This is a genomic window from Gammaproteobacteria bacterium (assembly GCA_015709615.1).
In the GTDB taxonomy this organism is placed as follows: Bacteria; Pseudomonadota; Gammaproteobacteria; order Burkholderiales; family Nitrosomonadaceae; genus Nitrosomonas.
This window is the reverse complement of the sequence record CP054179.1, coordinates 2,032,317-2,055,012: the sequence shown is the minus strand read 5'-3', so window position 1 is coordinate 2,055,012 and position 22,696 is coordinate 2,032,317. Positions and strand designations below refer to the sequence as shown.

The following is a 22,696-nucleotide window of genomic DNA, read 5'->3' as shown; positions in this document are numbered from 1 at the left end:
GCAAACAGCATTATGGAATGGTTCACTATCATCTTATCGGTATTCGCATTGGGATTCATGTTCTGGTTCTTTTCCACGAACAAGAAACCACTCGAACCGGGTCAGCTCGCACCCGATTTCAAATTGACCGATCAGCATGGCAACACGCACACCCTGGCCGATTTCCGCGGTAAATGGCTGGCGCTGTATTTTTACCCGAAAGACGATACGCCCGGCTGCACCAAGCAAGCCTGCGCATTTCGTGACGGCCTGCGGGAGTTGGCGGATTTAGGCGCCGAAGTGGTTGGCGTTAGTGTCGATGACGCCAACAGCCATGCCGGTTTCGCTAAAAAATTTCAGCTGCAATTTCCATTGCTGGCGGATACCACGGCGGAAACGGCGGCGCGTTATCATTCCCTGGTTAATCTCGGCATTATCAAGTTCGCCAAGCGCAATACCTTTCTGATCGATCCGCAGGGAAAAATTGCACGCATGTATTTGTCGGCCAGCGCGGCGCGCAACTCCGCTGAAGTGATCGCGGACTTAAAACATTTGCAAGCGGCGTAACAGGAAGGATTCATACCGAATTTTGACTTCAATCAAGAATTGAAAGCGGGCATTTTGGACAATAGGCGATGCGTAGTAAAAGGAAGGAAATAAAATGGCTAATTTCACGGAAGATCAGCTGACGCAGTTAAAAGCGGCGCTGCAAGAACGGTATCTCGCGCTACAAGAGGAGGTTCGCGCTGAATTGTCGCATAGTGCGGATAGTCGCGATTCCGAACCGGCAGAGTATTCGAACAATATCCCCGACGACATCGATACGGCGTTGATCGACCGGCAGATCAACGAAATGCGCGAACTGGAAATGTCGATGGAATATCTGAACGAACTGGAATTCGGCGATTGCATCGATTGCGGCAACGAAATCGGGTTTGAGCGATTATTGGCGCAACCCTCGGCGCAGCGCTGTGTTGCGTGTCAAAGTAAATACGAAAAAGCTTTCCCGCAGGAATCCAACCCTTCGTTGTAAAAATATCTACGCTTTGGCCTTAAGCAAGATCAGGATAGCGCCGCCGCCGCCATCTTCCGCTCTAGCCTGGCAAAAAGCCAGCACATCCGCGCGTTGCAGCAGCCAGTTTCCGATCCGGGTTTTGAGAACCGGTTCGCGGTTCTTCGAGCTCAGTCCCTTGCCGTGAATGACACGAACGCAACGCAACGTCCGTTGTGCGCACGCATCCAGGAAAACGCTCAATGCCTGCCTGGCTTCGTCGCTCGTGAAGCCGTGCAAATCGAGATTCGCTCGAATCTCCCAATGACCGCGGCGCAATTTCCGCAGTGTTTGATGCGGCATGCCGGGGCGGGCATAAGACCAATCATCACCCGCTGCGATTTCGACGGCGATATGATCCGAGAGCGCATCTTCCGCAACGGATTGCTGCTGTTTTCTTCTACGTGGAACCGGAGAAACGGGTGATTGATGCGGTGTGACGGTGTTGGCGGCGGGCAACGGCGCGACATCGCGCATGGCGGCGTGAAACAGCGCCGCGTCATCGTCATCCGGATGGGGATCTTTTTGCGTCATCTCCTGTTGTTGACTGCGTGCTGCAAGACTCGCAATTCATTCGTCATTTCAAATGATCGAGGTATTTTTCCGCATCCAGCGCCGCCATGCAGCCGCTCGCGGCGCTCGTAACCGCCTGGCGGTAAATATGATCCTGCACATCGCCCGCAGCGAATACACCGGGTATGCTGGTTGCCGTGGCATTGCCCTGCCCGCCGCCGCGCGTCACGATATAGCCGTTTTCCATGTCCAATTGTCCAGTAAAAATATCGGTGTTGGGTTTATGGCCGATGGCGATAAAGACGCCCTGCAAGTTGATCGTTTGCGTGGCATTGTCCTGCGTGCTTTTGATACGCATACCGGTGACGCCGGATTGATCGCCGAGCACTTCTTCCAGCACGTGATTCAATGCCAGCTTGACATTACCGTTGCGCACCTTTTCCATCAGTTTGTCGATCAGAATCTTTTCCGAACGGAACTGATCGCGCCGGTGCACTACAGTCACGCTGCGCGCGATGTTGGCCAGATAAAGCGCTTCTTCCACCGCGGTATTGCCGCCGCCGATCACGGCGACATCCTGCCCTTTGTAAAAGAATCCGTCACAGGTCGCGCACCCGGACACACCGCGCCCCATGAACGCTTCTTCCGACGGCAAGCCGAGGTATTGCGCGGAAGCACCGGTCGCGATGATGAGCGCATCACAGGTATAAGTTCCCTGATCGCCGATCAATGTCACCGGTTTCTCCGTCAACTTGGCCGTATGAATATGGTCGAAAATGATTTCAGTATGAAAACGCTCGGCGTGCTTCTGAAACCGCTCCATCAATTCCGGTCCTTGCACACCCATCGCATCGGCCGGCCAATTGTCGACATCGGTCGTGGTCATCAATTGCCCGCCTTGCGCCAGTCCGGTGATCAAGACCGGATTCAGATTGGCGCGCGCGGCATAGACCGCGGCGGTATAACCCGCAGGCCCGGAGCCCAGAATTAGCAATTTACTGTGTTTGGTTGTCATGATTTATTCGCTGCGAAGTAGATCGAGAACGATATTGTACTCGTAAATGGGTAGATTGCCTTGCTGCGCGATCAGCCTCGCCGTCATCGCGGCACGCTCCGCAGGCGATTTCGCGTTCAGTAATAAATCGCTGTTGTTCAGCCTCTCATCGGGAAAATACATTTGTGTCGTCAATGAGCGATAACCGGGTTTTGAAATTTTGAAATGAATATGCGGCGGCCGGATCCAGGCTCCGCTGGCCGGATACGCACCGGGCATCACAGTCTTGAAGCGGAAAAATCCATTTTCATCACAGCGGAGAATTGCCCAACCCTGGAAATTTTCATCCGCTTTTGCCGGATTGGGATCGCGCGGATGACGGTAGCGGCCGTTGGCATCGGCCTGCCAAATGTCCAGCATGGCTTGTCCCACGGGATCTCCGGCGACATCCTGCACCCGGCCACTGACGATAATGTGACGGCCTTGCGCGGCAATCGCATGCCCATCGATTTGCGTCAAATCAGCATTTTTATCTTTCTGGTCGGCTGTCGGATAGAATGGCCCTTCCGTTTCATCGGGTGTCGGCACCAGCGCCAATGCCTTGGCAATACCTTTGTTAACACCGAACGCACCGGCCAGAGTGCTCAGTACGCCGAACTGGATCATTTTTCTGCGGGAAATTTTTTTCATGGTGATAGTTCGACCGCTCTTTGTACTGTAAGTGCGATTGCTTTGAGTTACACAAAGACTACTCGAACCTGATTTCAACACAGCAAAACCGGATATTGCTTGGAGTCTGTTTTAACCCCCTAATGATGATGGTGATGGTGCCCTTGTTCCTTAGCCTGCACCGGCTGTGACGGCAATGGCGTGGTTTGAATTTGATAAGCGTCATGACAGGCAACGCACTTGGCCATGGCGTCGCTCAATTGCCGCAGTGTGAGCCTGGAGTCTTTCTTTGACTCAGCATCCGCGGCAATTTGGTCGAAGTCCTGATGCAAGGACATGCCGAGCTGCATAAATTCCCTGGGTAGCACGCTCTTGAGGTGATCCTCGGCTTTATGCGCCATGCCCAATCCCAGGGGGCGGGCAAATCTGGGAACCGCTGCCATGTCATCCTTTGACAGCGCCGCCAGAATGTCCCGCGTGCCCGTCAACAATGCCCGCATTTCCTCCAGCACATGACTGCGCTGGGCTTCGGTGAGTGTAAGGGCTTGCCGGTTATCCATATCCGCCGCTATCGCTGATGTGGAAATCAGCAAACAGGCGATGATCATTCGCGTTTTTCGCATTTGATGCTCCTTGAAGAAATTAATTGGTCGTCCGAATTTACCAGCCTGATGTGTTTTACTGCAACAAGCCGGTGAAATAACGGGATTAGCATTTAACAATTTTCCTTAGCTTGATCGGATTTATCATGCCTTGTCCCCCATATCGCTAATGGTGATGGTGACTTGAATCATGCGGATGACCTGGCACGGCGTGTCGGGCATGATCGCTCAATTGCGCATCGAACCACTGATGAATGGCCAGTTTGAGCTTTTCGATATGCGTGGAATACGTGATTTCCGCGCCATCCGGCAATTCTTTATACACAATCTTTATCTGCCCGGGTTTGGCCGCTTTCAACTCTGCCAACCCAGGCATCGTAGCACCGTGAATTTTTTCCGGATTCGAATAATCGCCTTGCTGAAATTCCTGGGCAATTTCGGACAAATGCACCCGTATCAGGCTGATTTGCCGGCTATCGGATTTGTCTTTTGCAATGACCTGCTGAATACCGCCCGTGTCCGTCTTGGAAAAAATATGCGTGGTTCTCTCCAGATCAAACGGCATGACATGCGAGCCGCGCTCGGCTACTTCATCCAGCCGTTGTTCGCTTGCTTTATCCGCCGCATGAACCGTCGATGTTATCAAGAAAGTCAGGTAGGCAAGCACGATCAGGCTTTTACTCATTTGCAGGTTTGAATTTAGGTTTGTACAGATTTTGCATACTGTTGACATAGACATGGTGTTCTCCTCTGATCGCGATATTACGCACTTGTATTGGCCGGTTCACAGACCAGGCGATTTATTTCAGCATGGCTATCGCCAGCCGGGCACTGAAACCGGTTTGCCGCCTAAACTACCATTCCAGATTCCTATCGACAACCATCCGCTTTGGGCCGTGCAGAGATCTCTTGCATAAAAACCCCATTTTTTAACAAAAATTCAGTGCAGTTTAGGGATTAATTTGGCAAAATTGACCTATTTGCAGATAACCTTTCATCTACCGGGGAAATAAAATGAAATATAAGAGTCTTCAGGAGTTCAGCGCCCATGTCGCCGAACGCAATCCGAATCAGCCGGAGTACATGCAGGCCGTGACGGAAGTCATTGAAAGTTTGTGGCCATTCATACTGGAACACCCGCGTTACGCCGAGCAGGGATTGCTGGACCGGCTGGTCGAGCCGGAACGAGTGATTATATTTCGTGTGTCCTGGGTGGATGATCATGGCGAAGTGCGGGTCAACCGCGGTTATCGCATTCAGCACAGTTCTTCCATTGGGCCGTATAAGGGTGGTATCCGGTTTCATCCGTCGGTAAATCTGTCGATTCTTAAATTCCTCGCATTTGAGCAGACTTTCAAGAATGCCCTGACCACATTGCCGATGGGCGGCGGCAAGGGCGGCTCCGATTTCGATCCGAAAGGAAAAAGTCCCGGTGAAATCATGCGTTTCTGTCAGGCATTTATCAGTGAATTGTTCCGTCATATCGGCTCGGATACTGACGTGCCCGCTGGCGATATCGGCGTGGGCGGGCGCGAAGTCGGCTTCATGGCCGGTATGATGAAAAAATTATCGAACCGCGCGGATTGTGTGTTTACTGGTAAAGGGTTGAGTTTCGGCGGATCGCTAATCCGCCCGGAAGCAACAGGTTACGGCACGGTGTATTTTGCCCAGGAAATACTGAAACAGGCGGGACGTTCGCTCGACGGCATGCGCGTTTCAGTTTCCGGTTCCGGCAATGTGGCGCAATTCGCTGTGGAAAAAGCCATGTCGCAAGGCGCCAAAGTGGTGACCGTATCCGATTCCAGCGGCACGATTATCGATGAAGCGGGCTTTACCCCGGAAAAACTGGCGATTCTTGCAGAAGTTAAAAATCACCTGTACGCGCGTCTCGATGAATACGCCAAACGGGTCAATGTCACTTATCTGCCGGGCGCAAAACCCTGGCATGTACCGGTGCAAGTTGCTCTGCCATGCGCCACGCAAAACGAATTGAACGGAGACGATGCACGGGCGCTGGTCAAAAACGGCGTAATTTGCGTCGCCGAGGGCGCCAACATGCCGTCGACCGCGGAAGCCGTCGAATGTTTCCTGCACAATAAAGTGCTCTATGCGCCGGGCAAAGCCAGCAACGCCGGCGGCGTCGCCACATCCGGCTTGGAAATGAGTCAGAATGCGATGCGCATGTCCTGGACGCGCGAAGAAGTCGATGCGCGCTTGAAAGAAATCATGCAAGCCATTCACAAATCCTGCCTGAAATACGGCACCAAGGCCGACGGCAGCGTGAACTATGTCGATGGCGCGAATATCGCCGGTTTTGTCAAAGTGGCTGAAGCAATGCTCGGTCAAGGTGTGATCTAAAACCAGTCCGTCATAACTAAGATTTGAAGTAGATTTCGGGCTCTTACAGCACCGCTGTGAGAGCCCGAATTCATTGTAAAATATCAACCAGCGCTTTTTCCATTTTGTCAGTAAGTCCGTAAGGTTAATAGCTATGAAAAATTTTCTTTTTGCATTGATACTATTAGCTTATGCTGGAACATCAACGGCCAATCAGGACAGCGATTTTCTTGGCGCCCGGGAAGCCTTTCAATCGGGTAACGCCAAACTTCTCGACGATTACGCGAAACGGCTGCGGCGCCACGTGCTGTGGCCTTATGTCGAGTATTACCAATTGCGCATGACATTGCGCACGGTCGATAGCGCGCAAATCCGCGCTTTCCTGGCGCGCTACGACGGTGATCTGGTCGCGGACCGGCTGCGCAGCGACTGGCTGAAAATACTCGGTAAGAATCAGCAATGGCCGCTTTTTGAAGCCGAATATGCCTTGCTGGCCAATAAAGATACCGAGTTACTGTGCTATCACTATCAGCACCGGCTGCATAAACGCGATAGTACGCCCCTAACCGGCGCGCGTTCGATATGGTTTACGCCGTCCAGTCTGCCGGATAGCTGCACGCCGGTTTTTCAAGCGCTCATTTACAGCAAGCAAATCACGCTGGAAGATATCTGGAGCAGGATCCGCTCGGCCTTGGAAGAGGGTCAGACCGGTGTAGCCACCCACGTGAACCGTTATTTGCCCGGCCATGAAGCGCTCAACAGCGCCGACCTGAATAACGCCGCAAAAAATCCGCAGCGTTACCTGGAGTCTTTGAAGCAAAAAATCCAAACGCGCAGTGACCGTGAGATTGTTTTGTTCGCGCTGCTGCGTCTGCTGCGCAACGATACCGACCAAGCCTATAAGCACTGGTTGAAAATCAAGAATCAGCTGACCGCATCCGATCGCTCTTATTTTCTGGCGAGATTGGGGTATCGCGCCGCCATGCGGCATGACCCGCGCGCGCTGGATTGGTTCCGAGAAGCGCAAAGCACCCCAAATCCTTACCCGGCATCGGACACCGTGCTGGCGTGGCAAGTGCGCGCCGCCTTGCGGGTTGCCAATTGGAACGAAGTGCTGAAAACCATCGACCGGATGTCACCGGCCGAGCAGCACACGGATACTTGGCGTTACTGGAAAGCGCGCGCTTTGAAGGCAGAAGGCAAAACGCTGGACGCCAATCAAATTTTTATTCCGCTCAGCGACGAGCATAGTTTCTATGGTCAATTGGCCCGGGAAGAGCTGGGCACCGTACTGACCATCGCGGATAAAACCTACCGTGTAAACAATAGCGAAATATCTGCAATGGAACGCAAACCCGGAATTCAGCGCGCCTTGGCTTTTTCGCGCATGAATTTACGCACCGAAGCACAACGGGAATGGAGTTGGACCACGCGTAATTTCAGCGATGCCGAGCTGCTGGCTGCAGCAGAAGTTGCGAAACGCCAGGGCTTATACGACCGTGCAATTAATACCGCCAATCGCACGCTGTCGCAGCATGATTTCAATTTGCGCTTTTTGTCACCGCATCGCGCGGCACTCAAGAAAGTTCTGCAGCAGCATGAATTGGACGAAGCTTGGGTATACGGGTTGATCCGTCAGGAAAGCCGTTTCATTGCGGACATCAAATCGCATGCCGGAGCGGCCGGTTTGATGCAATTGATGCCCGCGACTGCGGAATGGGTCGCCAAGCAATTAGGCATAGCGAATTTCCGCCAGCATCTCGTAGTCGATGTGAATACCAATTTACAACTGGGCACGTATTATCTCAAGCATGTGCTCAGCACATTGGACAATCAGCCGCTGCTGGCTTCAGCCGCGTACAATGCCGGACCGGGACGCGCCAGGCGCTGGCGCGATAATACGGTACCGCTGGAAGGCGCAATTTATGCCGAAACAATCCCATTTAACGAAACGCGCGATTACGTCAAAAAGGTTTTGAAGAATTCGATGTATTACGCCAAAGTTCTCGACCACGGCCATGATGCGCCGACGCTCAAGGAGCGTTTGGGCGTAGTGCGGGCGGCGAAATAATGTATTTTCAATCAAAATGGCCATGAAAACTTATCTGGTAGGCGGTTCGGTGCGCGACGAACTGCTCGGATTGCCGATCAAGGATCGCGATTATGTCGTCGTGGGCGCATCACCCGAAGCCATGGTACAGCTTGGTTATCGTCCGGTGGGCAAGGATTTTCCGGTTTTTCTGCATCCACAGACGCACGAACAGTACGCGCTGGCGCGCACGGAACGGAAGATTTCGCTCGGCTACAAAGGGTTTGAAGTGTTTACCTCGCCGCAAGTCACCTTGCAGGAAGACCTGGCGCGGCGCGACCTGACCATCAATTCGATCGCCAAGGACGAAGAGGGCAATATCATCGATCCATTCAACGGCGTGGCTGATCTGGAAGCCGGTATTCTGCGCCATGTCAGCCCCGCCTTTTCCGAAGACCCGGTGCGCATTCTCAGAGCGGCGCGCTTTGCCGCGCGTTTCAGCTTCCGCATCGCACCGGAAACGCTCGCCTTGATGAGCGACATGGTGCATAACGGCGAAGTAGACGCGCTGGTGCCGGAGCGTGTTTGGCAGGAATTGTCGCGCGGGTTGATGGAAAGAAATCCGGCGCGGATGTTCTACATGCTGCGTGAATGCGGCGCGCTGGCACGCATCATGCCGGAAGTCGACGTGCTGTTCGGCGTTCCACAACCGGCGCACGCGCATCCGGAAATCGACACTGGCGTGCATATCATGCTGGCGATCGATTACGCCGCCGCGCAAAACTATTCGCTGCCGGTGCGTTTTGCCACATTGACGCACGATCTCGGCAAGGGCACGACACCACCCGAGGAATGGCCGCGTCATATCGGCCACGAAGCGCGCAGCATCGAACTGACGCAAAACTTATGCGAGCGCATCCGTGCGCCGAAAGATGTGCGTGACCTCGCCTTGCTGGTTGCCCGCTACCACGGCGACGTGCATCGCGCGGAAGAACTGAGGCCGTCCACCGTGGCGGATATGCTGCAAGCAGTCGATGCCTATCGCAAACCCGGCAGATTCGACGAATTCCTGCAAGCCTGTGCGTGCGATTTTCATGGCCGTCCCGGTTATGCAGCAAAGCCGTATGCGCCAGCGGAACGATTTCAGCACGCCTACGGCGCAGCCAAAAGCGTCGACGCCGGTGCCATTGCAGCCGAATTGAGCGGGCGTATCGCGGATGCTACCGCACTGCCCGCAGCCATCAATTCCAGCGTGCGGGAAGCGCGTATTGCGAGAATAAAGGTTGCTTTTAACTTAGGGAAGCGCTGATTAATTCGACGAACGCGATGAAGGGCGAGGCGCGCGGAGCGCAACAACCGAGACATATCAATCAGACAGGCGAGGGAATGAGTACCGCGCAACGAAGCGATTCGCTCGTGCAGACAATTAATCAGCGCCCCCCCAGGCGAAACGTCGGTCGACGGCTCGGTACACTTCCGCCGCGACCCTTGGTACGATGTAACCGTTCATACTCCGGGCGATTATTTATTCTTGGTCGCCGATTTTCGCCTGGATCCCTCCGAAGCTGAAGCAGGTATCAATATCGGCGACAGCTTTTCGCCGCCGTCCGGTTTTGTCGGTCCTATTCTCGATCATGCCGATTTTCGCGTCACTTTCAGCTCGTCCGACATGTACATTAGCATTTCCGGTAATACGATAACGATGCTGCCTGTCCCCGAACCCGAATCCTGGGTAATGCTGCTGGTTGGTTTTGTCTTCGTAATGTCGATGGTCACGCGCAAGCAACACAGTTCCCTCAAAATCAGCGCAGTCTAGTGAGAATTCTGAGAACCTTAAAGGAAACTCTCACACAAACGCTACCCGTATTGCAAATACTGATCTATGGTGCTTGCGCTGCGCCACTTGACCTTGTGCATTAACAGCATGCAACCGAAAAACATCCTTTGGAGGTAGCGAGCGACGGTTAGTTGAGGCGAAATCCGGTGAAAAAACGCAGCTTACGAGCAGTCTATGAGCCATTGCGGCTGATTTCAACATAACATCGCCGGACATGGCGGTTTTTTAGCGCTTCTACAACAATCGTTATTCTTTCGTTTTTTGTTCCAGTGAATTGATTTGTTCCAAGATCGTCTGCTTTTCATTTTCCAGTTCGGTATAACGCGCATACAGCCGGTTCAAGTCGGCGGTATATTTCTCGATCCGCTGCTCCCTTTCTTGTTTTGATTGCATTAAATTATCGTAGTTAGGGATCGGAATGCTTTGCCCCGGTGTGCTGGGCAGCGGCACCGTCATGCTCGGTTGAGACATTTCGTTGCGGCGTAACTCTTGGATCATCATGAATTGCTGTTGGATGGATTGAGATTCTTGTTGCAGGCGGGCTAAGGCTTTTTCCAGTTGACGCACTTGTGTTGCGGAATCAGCCTGAATGGCGAGCGGTAAAGCCAGTAATAATAAAAAAAGGACTGTTCGCATGGTATAAGCGCCTATTCAAAAGAATAATGACTGTGAGCAAAACAACGGCATCGTTACTGTTCACAGACCTTGCCCGGCGAGACTGTCACGACGGATCGCAGTCGCGTCAAAGATGCTGATAAACGCCGCATGCCGGTCTCAGCAATACTTCTGATTCATGGATTGCACGGCCACTGGCGTAATTTCCCGAAATATCCTGAGCAATTTGCCTATAATATAAACGTTTGCGCAAGCGGCATCAAATGCCCTATTCCTCGAGTTGTTCATTTGATTGCAAATTAATCTGCGATTAAAAGTTTAAGAAGCGAATTCATCCGATCGAAATAATGTCACCCGCATGAAGCATTTTCCGCCGCATCCATTACCTTTCCCGAACCGATGAAAGCGCAAAAAGATCCGCACACACCGATGATGCATCAGTGTTTCATAATTGATTTATATGATTAATTGCAATTAATTTAGGAAATACTAGACTTTTGTCTATACTAATTCTTGTTTGCAGGTTTTTATATACTGGCAGTGCAGCCACTCATTTCACAACGCATATCAATTCATCCCAGCACGTCGTGTAATTGGGACTTTTATTCCCCTGCTTCATCTTCCAGGGTTGCTTGATTCCCTCGGATGCAAGTTTTAGCGTACCTCGCCCCATACGGGCATTGATCTGATCCATGACGCGCATTAATTGATTTGCTTTGGTATCAGTGTTCATTGACCCGAAGAGATCGATTTGCCGGTATTGCCGGGATACCAGTTCTGACAGCATCACGCCAGCTTTGTGATATATAGCCAGTGCGGTAAATTCTTCGCAATCCCCAGAGTGCAACCCTGGTTAGTAATCGCGTGTCGTCTGTTTGCCTTGGCAACGCAATCGTCATGCTGTTGGCATAATACGGTTCTTTCTCATTGAACGAACTGGTACGGATTGAGACATGCACTGCCCCGGCATACGATTGTTGCCTGCGGAGTTTCTCTGCGGCGCGGCTGATGTAGAGGGAAACCGATTCTTTGGTGGCAAAAAGCGGTAACAAGGTGGGTTGATCGTTTAAAAACTCATCAACTTCGATTTCTGTGATGCCATTCTCACCAGCAGCATTTGCTCTTTTGCATTTTTGCATTGCCGTTTGGCTTTGCGGTATACGCATTGTCACTGTTAATTTGCAATACTTGCCCTGCCCAGCTGGCCTGCCTGCGTTTTCTCTTTTTCCGCCACGATTGGACATGTTCCGATACTCCACATTGAAATATGAAACATTATTCAAACCCACGACCATAGTGATGTCAAATGCACCAACCCAATAAGATCAAGATTAAACAGTAAAGAGCAAGAAAACCCGCATAAAGGTCAAGCCCAAAGAAATAGTCTGATATAAACTCCCACAATTGGATTATTCTGAATATGTACAGTACATTTCTACATATTTAAAATAGCGTTAATTCTTTTTAAATCATTCTGGTCGATATGAATTGGAATACTTGGTGATAGACTTCGGCTAATGATTACAGCTTTCCAAGCAAAATACTTTGCATACGAATTAACGCGCCGTTTCTCTACAGATAGCGCTGAAAAATTAGCAGGTGCAGTAGCCAGTGCTCAAGTGGATATCAATCCGCATCAAGTCGATGCAGCCTTGTTTGCTTTTAACTCGCCACTTTCCAAAGGCGCGCTACTGGCTGATGAAGTTGGATTAGGCAAGACTATTGAAGCTGGATTGGTGCTGTCTCAAAAATGGGCTGAGCGTAAACGGCGTATTTTGATCATTACACCTTCAAACCTGCGTAAACAATGGCACCAGGAGTTGAACGAGAAATTCTTTCTCCCCTGCTATATCCTCGAAGCAAAATCCTATAATGCTGCAATCAAACAAGGCCAGTTTCGTCCATTTGAATCATCTGAAATCATAATTTGCTCATACCAGTTTGCAAAAAGTAAGGCCGCAGATGTTCATGCAATACCCTGGGATCTGGTTGTTATTGATGAAGCACATAGACTGCGCAATGTTTATAAGCCATCCAATGTCATAGCAAATACATTGAAGATGGCATTGACGGGGAAACATAAGCTACTGCTTACAGCGACACCACTACAAAATTCGCTGTTGGAACTCTATGGATTGGTGAGTTTTATTGATGAACATACTTTCGGTGATTTAAAAAGTTTCCGCGAGCAATTTGCCAATCTAAACCAGGATCAAGTATTTCAAACCCTTAAGGCTCGGCTCAAGCCGGTTTGTCATCGAACCCTGCGTCGCCAGGTCACTGCGTATATCCCATACACCAAGCGTCTACCGCTGGTGGAGGAATTTACCCCGGAAGAAAGCGAAGATCGTCTTTACCACCTTGTTTCAGAATATCTGCAACGTGATAATCTACAAGCACTGCCATCAAGCCAGCGTTCCCTGATGACGCTGGTGTTACGCAAGTTGCTGGCCTCATCCACCTTTGCCATTGCGGGTGCGCTAACTTCGATTTCAGCTCGACTCAAACACAAGCTGGGCAAACAGAAATCCGTAGAATCGCTTGAAGAGGAACTGGATCAGGACTACGAAGCACTTGATGAAACCGCCGAGGAATGGACTGATGACGAACTCGCCGAACTTCTCACCGAGGATGATCGCGTGGCTCTCGAACTGGAAATTGCCGAGCTTGATGCTTTCGCCGCGCTTGCCATTTCAATAGACCATAATGCCAAGGGTAAGGCACTGCTAAAAGCGCTGGGTATTGCATTTGCCAAGGCAAAAGAACTTGGCGCAGCCGAGAAAGCTATCATCTTCACCGAATCACGCCGCACACAAAACTATTTATTGCGCTTACTGGCAGACAGTCCATTTGCTGAAGGAATTGTACTTTTCAATGGCACTAATACCGACGATCAATCCAAAGTTATTTACAATCAGTGGCTTGAGCGTCACAAAGGCACCGACCGAGTAACAGGGTCGCGCACCGCAGATATGCGCTCGGCACTGGTCGATTATTTCCGTGAACAGGGACGCATCATGATCGCAACGGAAGCCGGTGCCGAAGGTATCAATCTTCAATTCTGCTCACTGGTAGTTAATTATGATTTGCCATGGAATCCGCAACGCATCGAGCAACGCATCGGTCGTTGTCATCGCTACGGACAAAAGCACGACGTAGTGGTTGTAAACTTTCTTAACCGCAAGAATGCTGCGGACAAGCGCGTTTTCGAATTATTGGCAGAAAAATTCAAGCTATTTGAAGGTGTCTTTGGTGCCAGTGATGAAGTATTGGGAGCTATTGAATCGGGTGTAGATTTCGAGAAACGCATAGCAGCCATCTACCAGCACTGCCGCATGCAAGAAGAAATTCAAACAGCTTTTGATCAGCTCCAGCTCGAATTGAGCTTGGAAATCAATGAATCCATGACACGCACGCGCCAACAATTATTAGATAATTTTGATGACGAGGTGCGTGAAAAACTCAAAGTGCGGGACGAGGCATCTAAAGCATACCTCAATCATTACGAACGTTTGCTGATGCAGCTTACCCAATATGAACTCAATGGCCGCGCTGAGTTTCTGGATAATTCCTCGTTCCTCCTCGAGAAACAGCCGTTCCCGGAGCAGGCTGCAGCAATCCCAGTTGGATTATATGAACTGCCACGGCGATCCGGTGAAGCGCATCTTTATCGCCTCAACCATCCACTCGCTGAAACACTCATTGCACAGGCTAAAATGCGTAACCTGCCTCCAGCAGAAATTCATTTTGATTATCAGCAGTACGATGGAAAGGTTACATTACTAGAAGAATATATTGGGAAATCCGGCTGGTTGACTCTCTCGCTTTTTAGCGTTGAATCACTCGATCAAGCGGAGGATCATCTTATTTTTGCAGCAAAAACCGATGATGACCAAATATTGGATGAGGAAATTGCCGCACGACTACTGACACTTCCTGGGAATGTGGTCAACCAAGTTCAGATTGGTTTAGAAAACACATCCCTGGAAGTACAAACCCAAAAGCGCCAATTGGAAATACAGCGCACTATCTCAGAACGCAATGCCCGTTTCTTCGAGGCTGAGGCAGACAAACTGGATGGCTGGGCAGATGACTTGAAGGTTGGCCTGGAAAGAGAAATTAAAGAAATTGATCGTCAAATCAAGGAAGCGCGCCGTACTGCTGTAACTGCACTAACTCTGGAAGACAAACTCTCCGGACAAAAATTAGTCAAGTCGTTAGAGGCACAGCGCAATCTTAAGCGACGCTCACTCTTTGATGCACAGGATCAGGTGGATAAGCAGCGTGAAGCATTAATTTCGGTGATAGAAGGTAAGCTTGTACAGCGTGTAAACGCACTTGAAATATTCAAATTGCATTGGACATTGAGGTAATGAATATGGAGACGCCTTCAGCTCAGTTGGCCGCCAAGGTACTTGAACGGTTGCTACAAGAAAAATTAATTAGGATAGAAGATCGTGCCAAGCTGCTGCCAAAACTTTCCGAAGGTAAACTCAATGGCGAAGATTGGCGATTAGCTATTGAATTATCGCAAGGAAAGGAGGGGGAAAAGTGAATTTACCTGCCCTTAGCAAACTCACTATAGAGCACCTTCGTGGCTCGGTTGTGCCATTTAGCCTTTATTTTGAAAAAGGAAAGAAACTTACTATTGTTTATGGTGAGAATGGAACTGGAAAGACCACTATTTGCGATGCACTTGAATTCCTTGCCAAGGGTAAAATCGGCTCACTGGAGGGTCGTGGACTTGGCAATAAGACAGAACGCTACTGGCCATCAATCGGAAAAACATCATCAGACATTGCCGTAACATTGCAGGCAGGAACTTCGACTTGTAAAGCAACAATACTAAAGGGAAAAGTTATTCCTCAACCGGATAGCCTAAGACCAAAAGTGGAAATTCTCAGAAGAGGTCAGATTCTTCGTCTGCTTGAGGCACAACCAGCGGAACGATATACGGAGATAAGCCGATTTATCGACATCGCAGGAGTGACGAATTCTGAAGATTCATTGAAGAAATTAATTGACAATCTCAATGCTACCCGCGATACAGCTATTGCTGTTGTTCTCGCCAATCAGACATCTATCACTCAGTTTTGGGAAGCTGCCGGGAAACCAGGAAAAAGTGCATTAAGCTGGGCAGAAGCGGAGGTTAGTCGTGATTTGTCTTCTCTTACAACGGCGGCATCAACTCTTGCAAAGTTGCGAGGCACCTACCAGAAGTTGTCCGATTACCCCAATAAATTTAACGAAGCGAATTCTGCATTGACTGCGACTCAGAGTGAACTAGTGATAGCGGAACGACAACTTGAAAATGCTATGCTTAATGCGACAGATGGTGCTAGCGAGTTGGTTGGCATCTTGGAGGCAGCTACGCCATTCCTAGCCAAGCACCCCCATCCTGTGAGTTGTCCTTTATGTGAGAGCAACGAAAATGTAGCGAATTTACAAAATACTGTAACGCAGCGATTGGCTCAATTTAACGCATTACAGGTAGCACTTAGAAATAAAACGAGCCGTGATCAAAACGTTCAGCTTGCAAAAGAGAGAATCGCTACTTTGCAGGCTGATATGATCCGTGATGGTAAAAATTTTGAGATCACACGCAGGGAAATAACATTCCCTGCCGAAATAAAGTTGCCAATTCTAGCTGCACCTGAAAAATTTGATGAGCTTGCTTCGTGGCTGGATGATACATCACATCTACCCGCCCTCTGGATAAAATGCGAAGGCGCGTGGAATGAACAAAGTAAATTTGTTGCAACTCTTGCAAAAGCATTAGCTACCTATCGCAAGAATGTTGAAACTCAGAAGGAATTGGATGATCTACTCCCGAAACTGCGTCGCGCACACGCAATACTTGTTGAGGAGAGGCAAGCATTCACAGATTGCGTGCTAAAAATGATTGCAGGAGAAGTTGGTAGGCTCTATGAAATCGTCCATCCAGGCGAAGGCCTTAACAAAATCAATCTTGAACTTGAGGAAGGAAAGCGAGCATCGCTCGAGGTAGGCGCAAGTTTTGCAGGGAAAGGGAATACCCCTCCACAAGCGTACTTCAGTCAATCCCACTTGGACACACTCGGCTTGTGCGTTTTTCTTGCCCTGGCATCACTTGATGATCCCGAGAACACTATTCTTGTTCTCGACGATGTGCTTGCCAGTGTGGATGAGCCACACGTAGATAGGCTGGTAGAGATGCTTTACACAGAAGCTGCAAAGTTTAGGCATTGCATCATTACGACGCACTATCGCCCGTGGAAACAGAAGCTGCGATGGGGCTGGCTAAGAAATGGGCAGTGTCACTTCATTGAGTTGACGAGATGGACACTTGATGGTGGCCTTACTCATATCAGAAGTGTTCCCGATATTGAGAGGCTACGGAGTTTGTTGACAGAGGTACCGCCTGACCCTCAACTAGTGTGCGCCAAAGCTGGTGTTGTACTTGAAGCCACGCTCAATTTCTTAGTTGAATTATACGAATGCCTCTTGCCAAAGCGTGCAAATGGCCTTTTCACGATTGGTGAGCTATTGCCTGCGCTCGACAAAAAATTGAAGCAAGAACTTAAGACGATCGTGACAAAGAAAGATGCTTCAGGTGTAGAGACTTCGGTAACAATTATTCTCTTGCCAATTTTTGATGAGCTTAGCCGAATTGCGCAAGCCAGAAATGTATTTGGCGCGCACTTCAATGAACTATCCTTTGAATTGCTCGAAGATGATGCAATTACTTTCGGATCGCGAGTTCTTGAGTTAGTCGAAGCCATAGCGGATCAGGAAAACGGCTGGCCGCGTAAGGAAAAAAATGGAAGCTATTGGGCAAACGCAAACGAAACTCGCCGCCTATATCCATTAAAGAAGCCCATTTAGATTATGAGTATCAAAAAATCCAAACTCGAACTTACCTGGATTGGTAAGGAGAACCGGCCTAAGCTGGAGCCGCGCATTTTGCTGGAAGACCCGGCGAAGAGTTATCACGCGAAGCATCGGGTGACGAATGGCGATATCTTCGATAATCGGCTGATTTTTGGCGACAACCTGCTGGCCTTAAAAGCTCTGGAATCGGAATTTTCTGGCAAGGTGAAGTGCGTGTTTATTGATCCACCGTACAACACCGGCAGCGCGTTCACGCATTATGACGACGGAGTGGAGCATTCGATCTGGCTGTCGCTAATGCGCGACCGGTTGGAGATTATCTGGCGGTTGTTATCGGAAGATGGTTCTTTATGGATTACGATTGATGACAATGAAGCACATTATTTAAAAGTTTTGTGTGATGAGATATTTGGGCGGGCGAATTTTGTTGCGAATGTAATGTGGGAGAAAAAATTCTCGCCCCAGAACGACGCAAAATGGTTGAGCCTGAATCACGATCACATTCTGCTGTTCTCGAAAAATAAAGAAATCTGGTACCCGAATTTGTTGGCGCGCAGCCAAAAGCAAGAAAAGAATTTCAAGAATCCTGATAATGATCCAAGAGGGATGTGGAGTTCGGCGGATTACACCTGCGCGAAATCAAAGGATGAGAGACCTAATCTTTACTATCCAATACTGAATCCCAATACAGGCGAAGAAGTTTGGCCGAACCAAATCAGGGTTTGGGCTTTCGACAGAAATTCACACGAAAAAAATGTTGCCGATAATCTTCTTTGGTGGGGTAGGGATGGCAAAAATCCTGTGCCACGCTTGAAGAAATTTGCTGATAAGGTACGAGAAGGAACAGTACCAACAACGGTTTGGCGGCATGAAGATGTCGGTAACAATCAAACCGCTAAGAGGGAGGTTATCGCATTTAACAAAACCGATCCCTTCGCAACGCCAAAGCCAGAGAGCCTTATACAGCGTGTCCTCGAAATTGCCACCAATCCCGGCGACGTCGTTCTAGATTCCTTCGCCGGTTCCGGCACGACTGGCGCAGTGGCGCACAAGATGGGTCGCCGCTGGATCATGGTGGAGCTAGGCGAACATTGTCACACGCACATCATCCCGCGCCTGCAAAAGGTGATTGATGACGAGGACCAAGGTGGCATCAGCAAGGCCGTGAATTGGCAAGGCGGTGGTGGTTTCCGCTATTACAAACTCGCGCCCAGCTTGTTGCAGCAGGATGCTTACGGGCAGTGGGTCATCAACAAGGAATACAATGCGGAGATGCTGGCGCAAGCCTTATGCAAGCTGGAAGGATTCACCTATGCGCCTTCTGGGGTACATTACTGGATGCACGGGCATTCCACCGAACGAGATTTTATCTACGTCACCACGGCGAATCTAAATCACGAGCAATTACAGCAGCTTTCCGATGAAGTGGGATTGGAGCGCAGTTTATTAGTATTGTGTACTGCCTTTCGTGGCCGGGGTGATTATCCGAATCTCACCGTGAAGAAAATCCCTAAGCAGGTGTTGTCACGCTGTGAATGGGGGCATGATGATTATTCGTTGCGAGTTGAAAATCTTCCCAAAGCGCCAGCTCCTCCACAACAAGTAGAAAAAACAGAGGGATATAGTGCCGCGAATTCGATTCAAAGTGAATTGTTTGATGAGAAAATGGAATGATCTTTGTGAAGAAATTAAATCATTCTGCGGTAACTGTTCAATCACGCGTGCCCGTTCATTTGAAAATGGTTCCGCAAGTGAGTAAAAACTTCAAATATCCCATTTCTTCCTGTTGGTCTTTGCCATGAAGAAAATTATCATCATTGCTGGGCCGAATGGGGCTGGGAAAACGACCTTTGCCCGGGAATTTTTGCCCAATGAAGCGGGTTGTCCAAAGTTCGTGAACGCAGATTTGATTGCGGCGGGCTTGTCGCCGTTTGCACCGGATGTAGCTGCGATGAAGGCAGCCCGTATTATGTTGGAAAGCATTAAAGAGCTTGAAGAACGCGGTGAAAGTTTTGCGTTTGAGACTACGCTTTCTGGGTTGACTTATGCGCATCGGATTCGCCGCTGGCGCGAGGCCGGTTATCATGTCACGCTGTTTTTCTTGTCGCTGCCAAATTCACAAATGGCCATTGATCGTGTGGCGGAACGTGTGCGCCAGGGCGGTCATGATGTGCCGAGCGAGGTTATCCGCAGGCGCTTTGCAGCAGGGTTACGAAATTTTAAGCAAATTTATCGGGATGAAGTGGATGCTTGGGCGTTGTATGACAATGCAGGCGATGAACCGGTACTGATTAATTGGGGAGAAAAGGCATGAACCAGAAAAGTATAGAGCTGGCAAAAGATCCGGATTTGGCGGGTTCTTTGGTTGCAATCCGCCGTGCTGCACAGCGGGCGAGACAATTGGCGGCCAGTACAAACACTGAACTTGTTGTTCTGCGGAACGGTAAATGTGTGCATATAAAGCCAAGCGGAGAGCAAAAGCCGCGATGAATCGTCATGTCAATGCCATTGCCGGACGGCTCAGCTTGCGTGCACCGCAGCGCCGTTCGTTAGAAATTCTGGATCGGATTACTGAGATTACTCCGCCAAGAAAAGATAGAGATCTTCTGGCAACGCTGGAGATTATCCGCAGTGAATTTCCATCAGTCACAGATTTCGAACGCGAGTTTCCGTCACTGTGCTTTGCACTGGCTACTGGTGTCGGTAAAACCCGGTTAATGGGCGCGTTCATCAGTTATCTGCATTTGGCGCACGGTATCAACAATTTCTTTGTGCTGGCACCGAATTTGACGATCTACAACAAACTGATCACTGATTTCAGTGACCGCACCCATCCAAAGTATGTCTTCAAGGGTATCTCGGAATTTGCCATTGATACACCTGCCATCATCACGGGCGACAACTATAATCAGCATGACCCGGCCAGTGGCACGCTATTTGGTGGCGTGCGCATCAATATTTTCAATATCTCCAAAATCAATTCTGAGGTGCGTGGTGGCAAAGCTCCGCGCATCAAACGATTATCTGAATATATCGGCGAAAGTTATTTCGACTATCTGGCCGGACTACCCGATCTGGTGCTTTTGATGGATGAATCGCATCGCTATCGTGCCAGTGCTGGCATCAAGGCAATCAATGAGCTGAAACCGATTCTTGGTTTGGAGTTGACGGCCACCCCTTTCGTAGAAGGTACTCGAGGTGCGGTGCCCTTCAAGAACGTAATCCTCGATTATCCATTGGGTATGGCGATGGAAGACGGTTTTGTAAAAGAACCCGCCGTGGTGACGCGCAAGAATTTTAACCCGGCTGGTATGTCGCCAGAAGAAATCGAACGCATGAAACTGGAAGATGGGATGCGGTTGCACGAAAGCGTAAAAGTCGAGTTGGAAACTTACGCCAGAGAAACCAGCAATCCTATTGTTAAGCCATTCCTGCTGGTGATTGCACGTGACACGACTCATGCCGGACAGTTATTAGCGTTGATCCAGTCCGATGGTTTCTTCGAAGGGCGCTACAAAGACAAGGTCATTCAGGTTGATTCAAGCCGAACCGGTGCGGATGAGGAAGAAATGATTGAGCGGTTATTGAAAGTGGAACACACTGAAGAGCCGACTGAGATCGTTATTCACGTCAATATGCTGAAAGAAGGCTGGGACGTAACCAATCTCTATACTATTGTGCCGTTGCGTGCTGCTAATGCACGTACCTTGATTGAACAATCCATCGGTCGTGGGTTACGGCTGCCTTATGGTAAGCGCACGGGTGTAACGGCAGTGGATAGGCTGAATATTGTGGCACATGATAAGTTTCAGGAAATAATCGACGAAGCGAATCGACCCGATTCCGCCATTCATCTGAAGGCAGTGGTACTGGATAATGATGAACTCGATCAAAAAACAGCAACGATCGTTTCACAATCCCAAGTAGCTACCCAATTGGGAATAAAGCCAGCAGATACAACCGCCAGCACACAAATTGCGGGGCAAAATGTGACCCCTCTTTTCACCAAACCGGAAGAGCAAAAAGTGGCGCAAATTGCTTTTGAGGTCATCCGCAAGATGGAGAATCAACCGAGGGCCGTGCCTACATTGGCGCACTTAAAAAACCCGGAAGTCCAGGCTGCTATCGTTAAGGCAGTGCAAGAACAACATTGCCCTATACAGCTGGAGTTAGAAGGGGTGACAGAACTGCCTGATTTTGCGGCTGTTGTGGCTAAAACGGTGGAATTAGTAACCCAGCAGACAATTGATATTCCACGCATTCTAGTTGTGCCCAAGGGAGAAGTGAAAGCTGGTTTTAGGCCATTCACTCTAAAACTGGATACATTGAAATATCCAGCGGTATCCGATGAGCTATGGATACAGCACCTGCGTACCAGTCAGCGAGATGAAATAACATTGGGCGCTGGTGGTATTGAAGAGAAACGAATCGAGGATTATGTCGTCAGCGGTCTGATGGATTTCGATGATGTTTCTTATGATGATCAAGCAGACCTATTGTATGACTTGGCTGCGCAGACCGTTGAGCATTTTTGCAGCTATCTATCCGAGGATGAAGCGCGTAAGGTTTTGCGTTGCTATCAGCGTGACATTGCCCGCTTTATCCATGCACAGATGCAAGATCACAGTTGGGAAGAGGCAGTTGATTATGAAGTGGTTGTAAGTAAAGGATATGTGGAACTCAAACCCAGTGCATATACCTATTCGATTAATGATCCAGTTGCGGATTATCGAATCTCGCCTGATGACAAAAGCAATATGTCAAAGTACGTTTTCAGCGGTTTTACACGTTGCCTGTATCCAATTCAGAAGTTTGCTTCAGATGCAGAGCGTGTGTTGGCAGTCATTCTTGACCGCGATGCTATCAAGTGGTTTAAACCGGCAAAGGGACAATTCCAGATTTTCTACAAGCAGGGAGCTGATCATCCTGAATATCAGCCGGATTTTGTTGCTGAGACAAATGATGCAATCTACATGCTTGAGCCCAAGGCTAGCAATCAAATGACCGATTCGATCGTTATGGCCAAGAAGGAAGCTGCTATCAAGTGGTGCAAGAATGCTTCTGACTACGCCATAGCCAATAGTGGTAAGCCTTGGCGCTATGTTTTGATTCCGCATAATGCAATTGCACAAAATATGACACTTGAAGGATTGATTCAGCAATACGGCACATAACTCCAAGAATCTAATGAAGAAAGAAG

At 49.5% G+C, this 22,696-nt stretch carries 18 protein-coding genes and 2 pseudogenes; 12 read left to right on the top strand and 8 right to left on the bottom strand.

Annotated features, from left to right (window positions below; genetic code table 11):
- Positions 1-12: 12 nt before the first annotated feature.
- Entirely contained in the window at positions 13-546 is a 534-nt protein-coding gene (locus tag HRU77_09935; protein QOJ20983.1) for a peroxiredoxin, read from the top strand.
- Positions 547-640: 94 nt separating this feature from the next.
- Positions 641-1,012, top strand: a complete 372-nt coding sequence (locus tag HRU77_09930; GenBank protein QOJ20982.1) for a TraR/DksA family transcriptional regulator — start codon at positions 641-643, stop codon at positions 1,010-1,012.
- Positions 1,013-1,018: 6 nt separating this feature from the next.
- Here HRU77_09930 and HRU77_09925 read toward each other — a convergent pair whose 3' ends face one another.
- From HRU77_09925 to HRU77_09905, 5 genes are all read right to left on the bottom strand, one after another.
- On the bottom strand, positions 1,019-1,564 hold the full coding sequence (locus HRU77_09925; GenBank protein ID QOJ20981.1) for a Smr/MutS family protein: 546 nt from the start codon (positions 1,562-1,564) through the stop codon (positions 1,019-1,021).
- 43 nt (positions 1,565-1,607) lie between these two features.
- A complete protein-coding gene (gene trxB, locus HRU77_09920) occupies positions 1,608-2,558 on the bottom strand; it encodes a thioredoxin-disulfide reductase (GenBank protein QOJ20980.1) in 951 nt (316 codons plus the stop codon).
- A gap of 3 nt (positions 2,559-2,561) precedes the next feature.
- Positions 2,562-3,227 carry a protocatechuate 3,4-dioxygenase gene (locus tag HRU77_09915; GenBank protein ID QOJ20979.1) on the bottom strand — a complete coding sequence of 222 codons (666 nt, stop codon included), beginning with the start codon at positions 3,225-3,227 and terminating at the stop codon, positions 2,562-2,564.
- Positions 3,228-3,346: 119 nt separating this feature from the next.
- Positions 3,347-3,829 carry a hypothetical protein gene (locus tag HRU77_09910; GenBank protein ID QOJ20978.1) on the bottom strand — a complete coding sequence of 161 codons (483 nt, stop codon included), beginning with the start codon at positions 3,827-3,829 and terminating at the stop codon, positions 3,347-3,349.
- A gap of 145 nt (positions 3,830-3,974) precedes the next feature.
- A complete protein-coding gene (locus HRU77_09905; protein ID QOJ20977.1) occupies positions 3,975-4,493 on the bottom strand; it encodes an aspartate carbamoyltransferase in 519 nt (172 codons plus the stop codon).
- A gap of 329 nt (positions 4,494-4,822) precedes the next feature.
- Here HRU77_09905 and gdhA point away from each other — a divergent pair, with 329 nt between their 5' ends.
- The 4 genes from gdhA (at position 4,823) to HRU77_09885 (ending at position 9,990) form a co-directional block, all read left to right on the top strand.
- Entirely contained in the window at positions 4,823-6,166 is a 1,344-nt protein-coding gene (gene gdhA / locus HRU77_09900; GenBank protein QOJ20976.1) for an NADP-specific glutamate dehydrogenase, read from the top strand.
- Positions 6,167-6,299: 133 nt separating this feature from the next.
- Entirely contained in the window at positions 6,300-8,216 is a 1,917-nt protein-coding gene (locus HRU77_09895) for a lytic transglycosylase domain-containing protein (protein ID QOJ20975.1), read from the top strand.
- Between the two features lie 22 nt (positions 8,217-8,238).
- Entirely contained in the window at positions 8,239-9,483 is a 1,245-nt protein-coding gene (locus HRU77_09890; GenBank protein QOJ20974.1) for a multifunctional CCA addition/repair protein, read from the top strand.
- 222 nt (positions 9,484-9,705) lie between these two features.
- The gene (locus HRU77_09885) at positions 9,706-9,990 is read left to right on the top strand and encodes a PEP-CTERM sorting domain-containing protein (protein ID QOJ20973.1); all 285 of its coding nucleotides are present in this window, start codon (positions 9,706-9,708) and stop codon (positions 9,988-9,990) included.
- Between the two features lie 267 nt (positions 9,991-10,257).
- Here HRU77_09885 and HRU77_09880 read toward each other — a convergent pair whose 3' ends face one another.
- The 3 genes and pseudogenes from HRU77_09880 to HRU77_09870 all read right to left on the bottom strand — a co-directional run bounded on the left by HRU77_09880 (position 10,258) and on the right by HRU77_09870 (position 11,870).
- Complete coding sequence (locus HRU77_09880) at positions 10,258-10,647, bottom strand: hypothetical protein (GenBank protein QOJ20972.1); 390 nt, start codon at positions 10,645-10,647, stop codon at positions 10,258-10,260.
- Positions 10,648-11,176: 529 nt separating this feature from the next.
- A pseudogene (locus tag HRU77_09875) lies at positions 11,177-11,657 on the bottom strand (DUF4113 domain-containing protein).
- A pseudogene (locus tag HRU77_09870) lies at positions 11,655-11,870 on the bottom strand (peptidase S24). Before HRU77_09870 ends, HRU77_09875 begins: the two co-directional pseudogenes overlap by 3 nt.
- 273 nt (positions 11,871-12,143) lie before the next feature.
- Between HRU77_09870 and HRU77_09865 the strand changes: the two are divergent.
- From HRU77_09865 to HRU77_09840, 6 genes are all read left to right on the top strand, one after another.
- Positions 12,144-14,999 (top strand): DEAD/DEAH box helicase family protein, encoded by a 2,856-nt coding sequence (locus HRU77_09865; GenBank protein ID QOJ20971.1) that lies wholly within the window; start codon positions 12,144-12,146, stop codon positions 14,997-14,999.
- Positions 14,999-15,181 (top strand): hypothetical protein, encoded by a 183-nt coding sequence (locus HRU77_09860; protein ID QOJ20970.1) that lies wholly within the window; start codon positions 14,999-15,001, stop codon positions 15,179-15,181. Before HRU77_09865 ends, HRU77_09860 begins: the two co-directional genes overlap by 1 nt.
- Complete coding sequence (locus HRU77_09855; GenBank protein QOJ20969.1) at positions 15,178-17,490, top strand: AAA family ATPase; 2,313 nt, start codon at positions 15,178-15,180, stop codon at positions 17,488-17,490. The genes HRU77_09860 and HRU77_09855 overlap by 4 nt, the downstream gene beginning before the upstream one ends.
- Positions 17,491-17,499: 9 nt before the next feature.
- The gene (locus HRU77_09850; GenBank protein QOJ22129.1) at positions 17,500-19,170 is read left to right on the top strand and encodes a site-specific DNA-methyltransferase; all 1,671 of its coding nucleotides are present in this window, start codon (positions 17,500-17,502) and stop codon (positions 19,168-19,170) included.
- A gap of 124 nt (positions 19,171-19,294) precedes the next feature.
- Positions 19,295-19,810, top strand: coding sequence for a zeta toxin family protein (locus tag HRU77_09845; GenBank protein ID QOJ20968.1), 516 nt, complete (start codon positions 19,295-19,297; stop codon positions 19,808-19,810).
- Positions 19,811-19,982: 172 nt separating this feature from the next.
- A complete protein-coding gene (locus HRU77_09840) occupies positions 19,983-22,670 on the top strand; it encodes a DEAD/DEAH box helicase family protein (protein ID QOJ20967.1) in 2,688 nt (895 codons plus the stop codon).
- Positions 22,671-22,696 lie beyond the last annotated feature (26 nt).

What these genes read in the sequence shown, in the direction of transcription:
- HRU77_09935 (QOJ20983.1), top strand. Translation starts at nt 13, where the DNA reads ATGGAATGGTTCACTATCATCTTATCGGTATTCGCATTGGGATTCATG.
- HRU77_09930 (QOJ20982.1), top strand. Translation starts at nt 641, where the DNA reads ATGGCTAATTTCACGGAAGATCAGCTGACGCAGTTAAAAGCGGCGCTG.
- HRU77_09925 (QOJ20981.1), bottom strand. Translation starts at nt 1,564, where the DNA reads ATGACGCAAAAAGATCCCCATCCGGATGACGATGACGCGGCGCTGTTT.
- trxB (QOJ20980.1), bottom strand. Translation starts at nt 2,558, where the DNA reads ATGACAACCAAACACAGTAAATTGCTAATTCTGGGCTCCGGGCCTGCG.
- HRU77_09915 (QOJ20979.1), bottom strand. Translation starts at nt 3,227, where the DNA reads ATGAAAAAAATTTCCCGCAGAAAAATGATCCAGTTCGGCGTACTGAGC.
- HRU77_09910 (QOJ20978.1), bottom strand. Translation starts at nt 3,829, where the DNA reads ATGCGAAAAACGCGAATGATCATCGCCTGTTTGCTGATTTCCACATCA.
- HRU77_09905 (QOJ20977.1), bottom strand. Translation starts at nt 4,493, where the DNA reads ATGAGTAAAAGCCTGATCGTGCTTGCCTACCTGACTTTCTTGATAACA.
- gdhA (QOJ20976.1), top strand. Translation starts at nt 4,823, where the DNA reads ATGAAATATAAGAGTCTTCAGGAGTTCAGCGCCCATGTCGCCGAACGC.
- HRU77_09895 (QOJ20975.1), top strand. Translation starts at nt 6,300, where the DNA reads ATGAAAAATTTTCTTTTTGCATTGATACTATTAGCTTATGCTGGAACA.
- HRU77_09890 (QOJ20974.1), top strand. Translation starts at nt 8,239, where the DNA reads ATGAAAACTTATCTGGTAGGCGGTTCGGTGCGCGACGAACTGCTCGGA.
- HRU77_09880 (QOJ20972.1), bottom strand. Translation starts at nt 10,647, where the DNA reads ATGCGAACAGTCCTTTTTTTATTATTACTGGCTTTACCGCTCGCCATT.
- HRU77_09865 (QOJ20971.1), top strand. Translation starts at nt 12,144, where the DNA reads ATGATTACAGCTTTCCAAGCAAAATACTTTGCATACGAATTAACGCGC.
- HRU77_09860 (QOJ20970.1), top strand. Translation starts at nt 14,999, where the DNA reads ATGAATATGGAGACGCCTTCAGCTCAGTTGGCCGCCAAGGTACTTGAA.
- HRU77_09845 (QOJ20968.1), top strand. Translation starts at nt 19,295, where the DNA reads ATGAAGAAAATTATCATCATTGCTGGGCCGAATGGGGCTGGGAAAACG.
- HRU77_09840 (QOJ20967.1), top strand. Translation starts at nt 19,983, where the DNA reads ATGAATCGTCATGTCAATGCCATTGCCGGACGGCTCAGCTTGCGTGCA.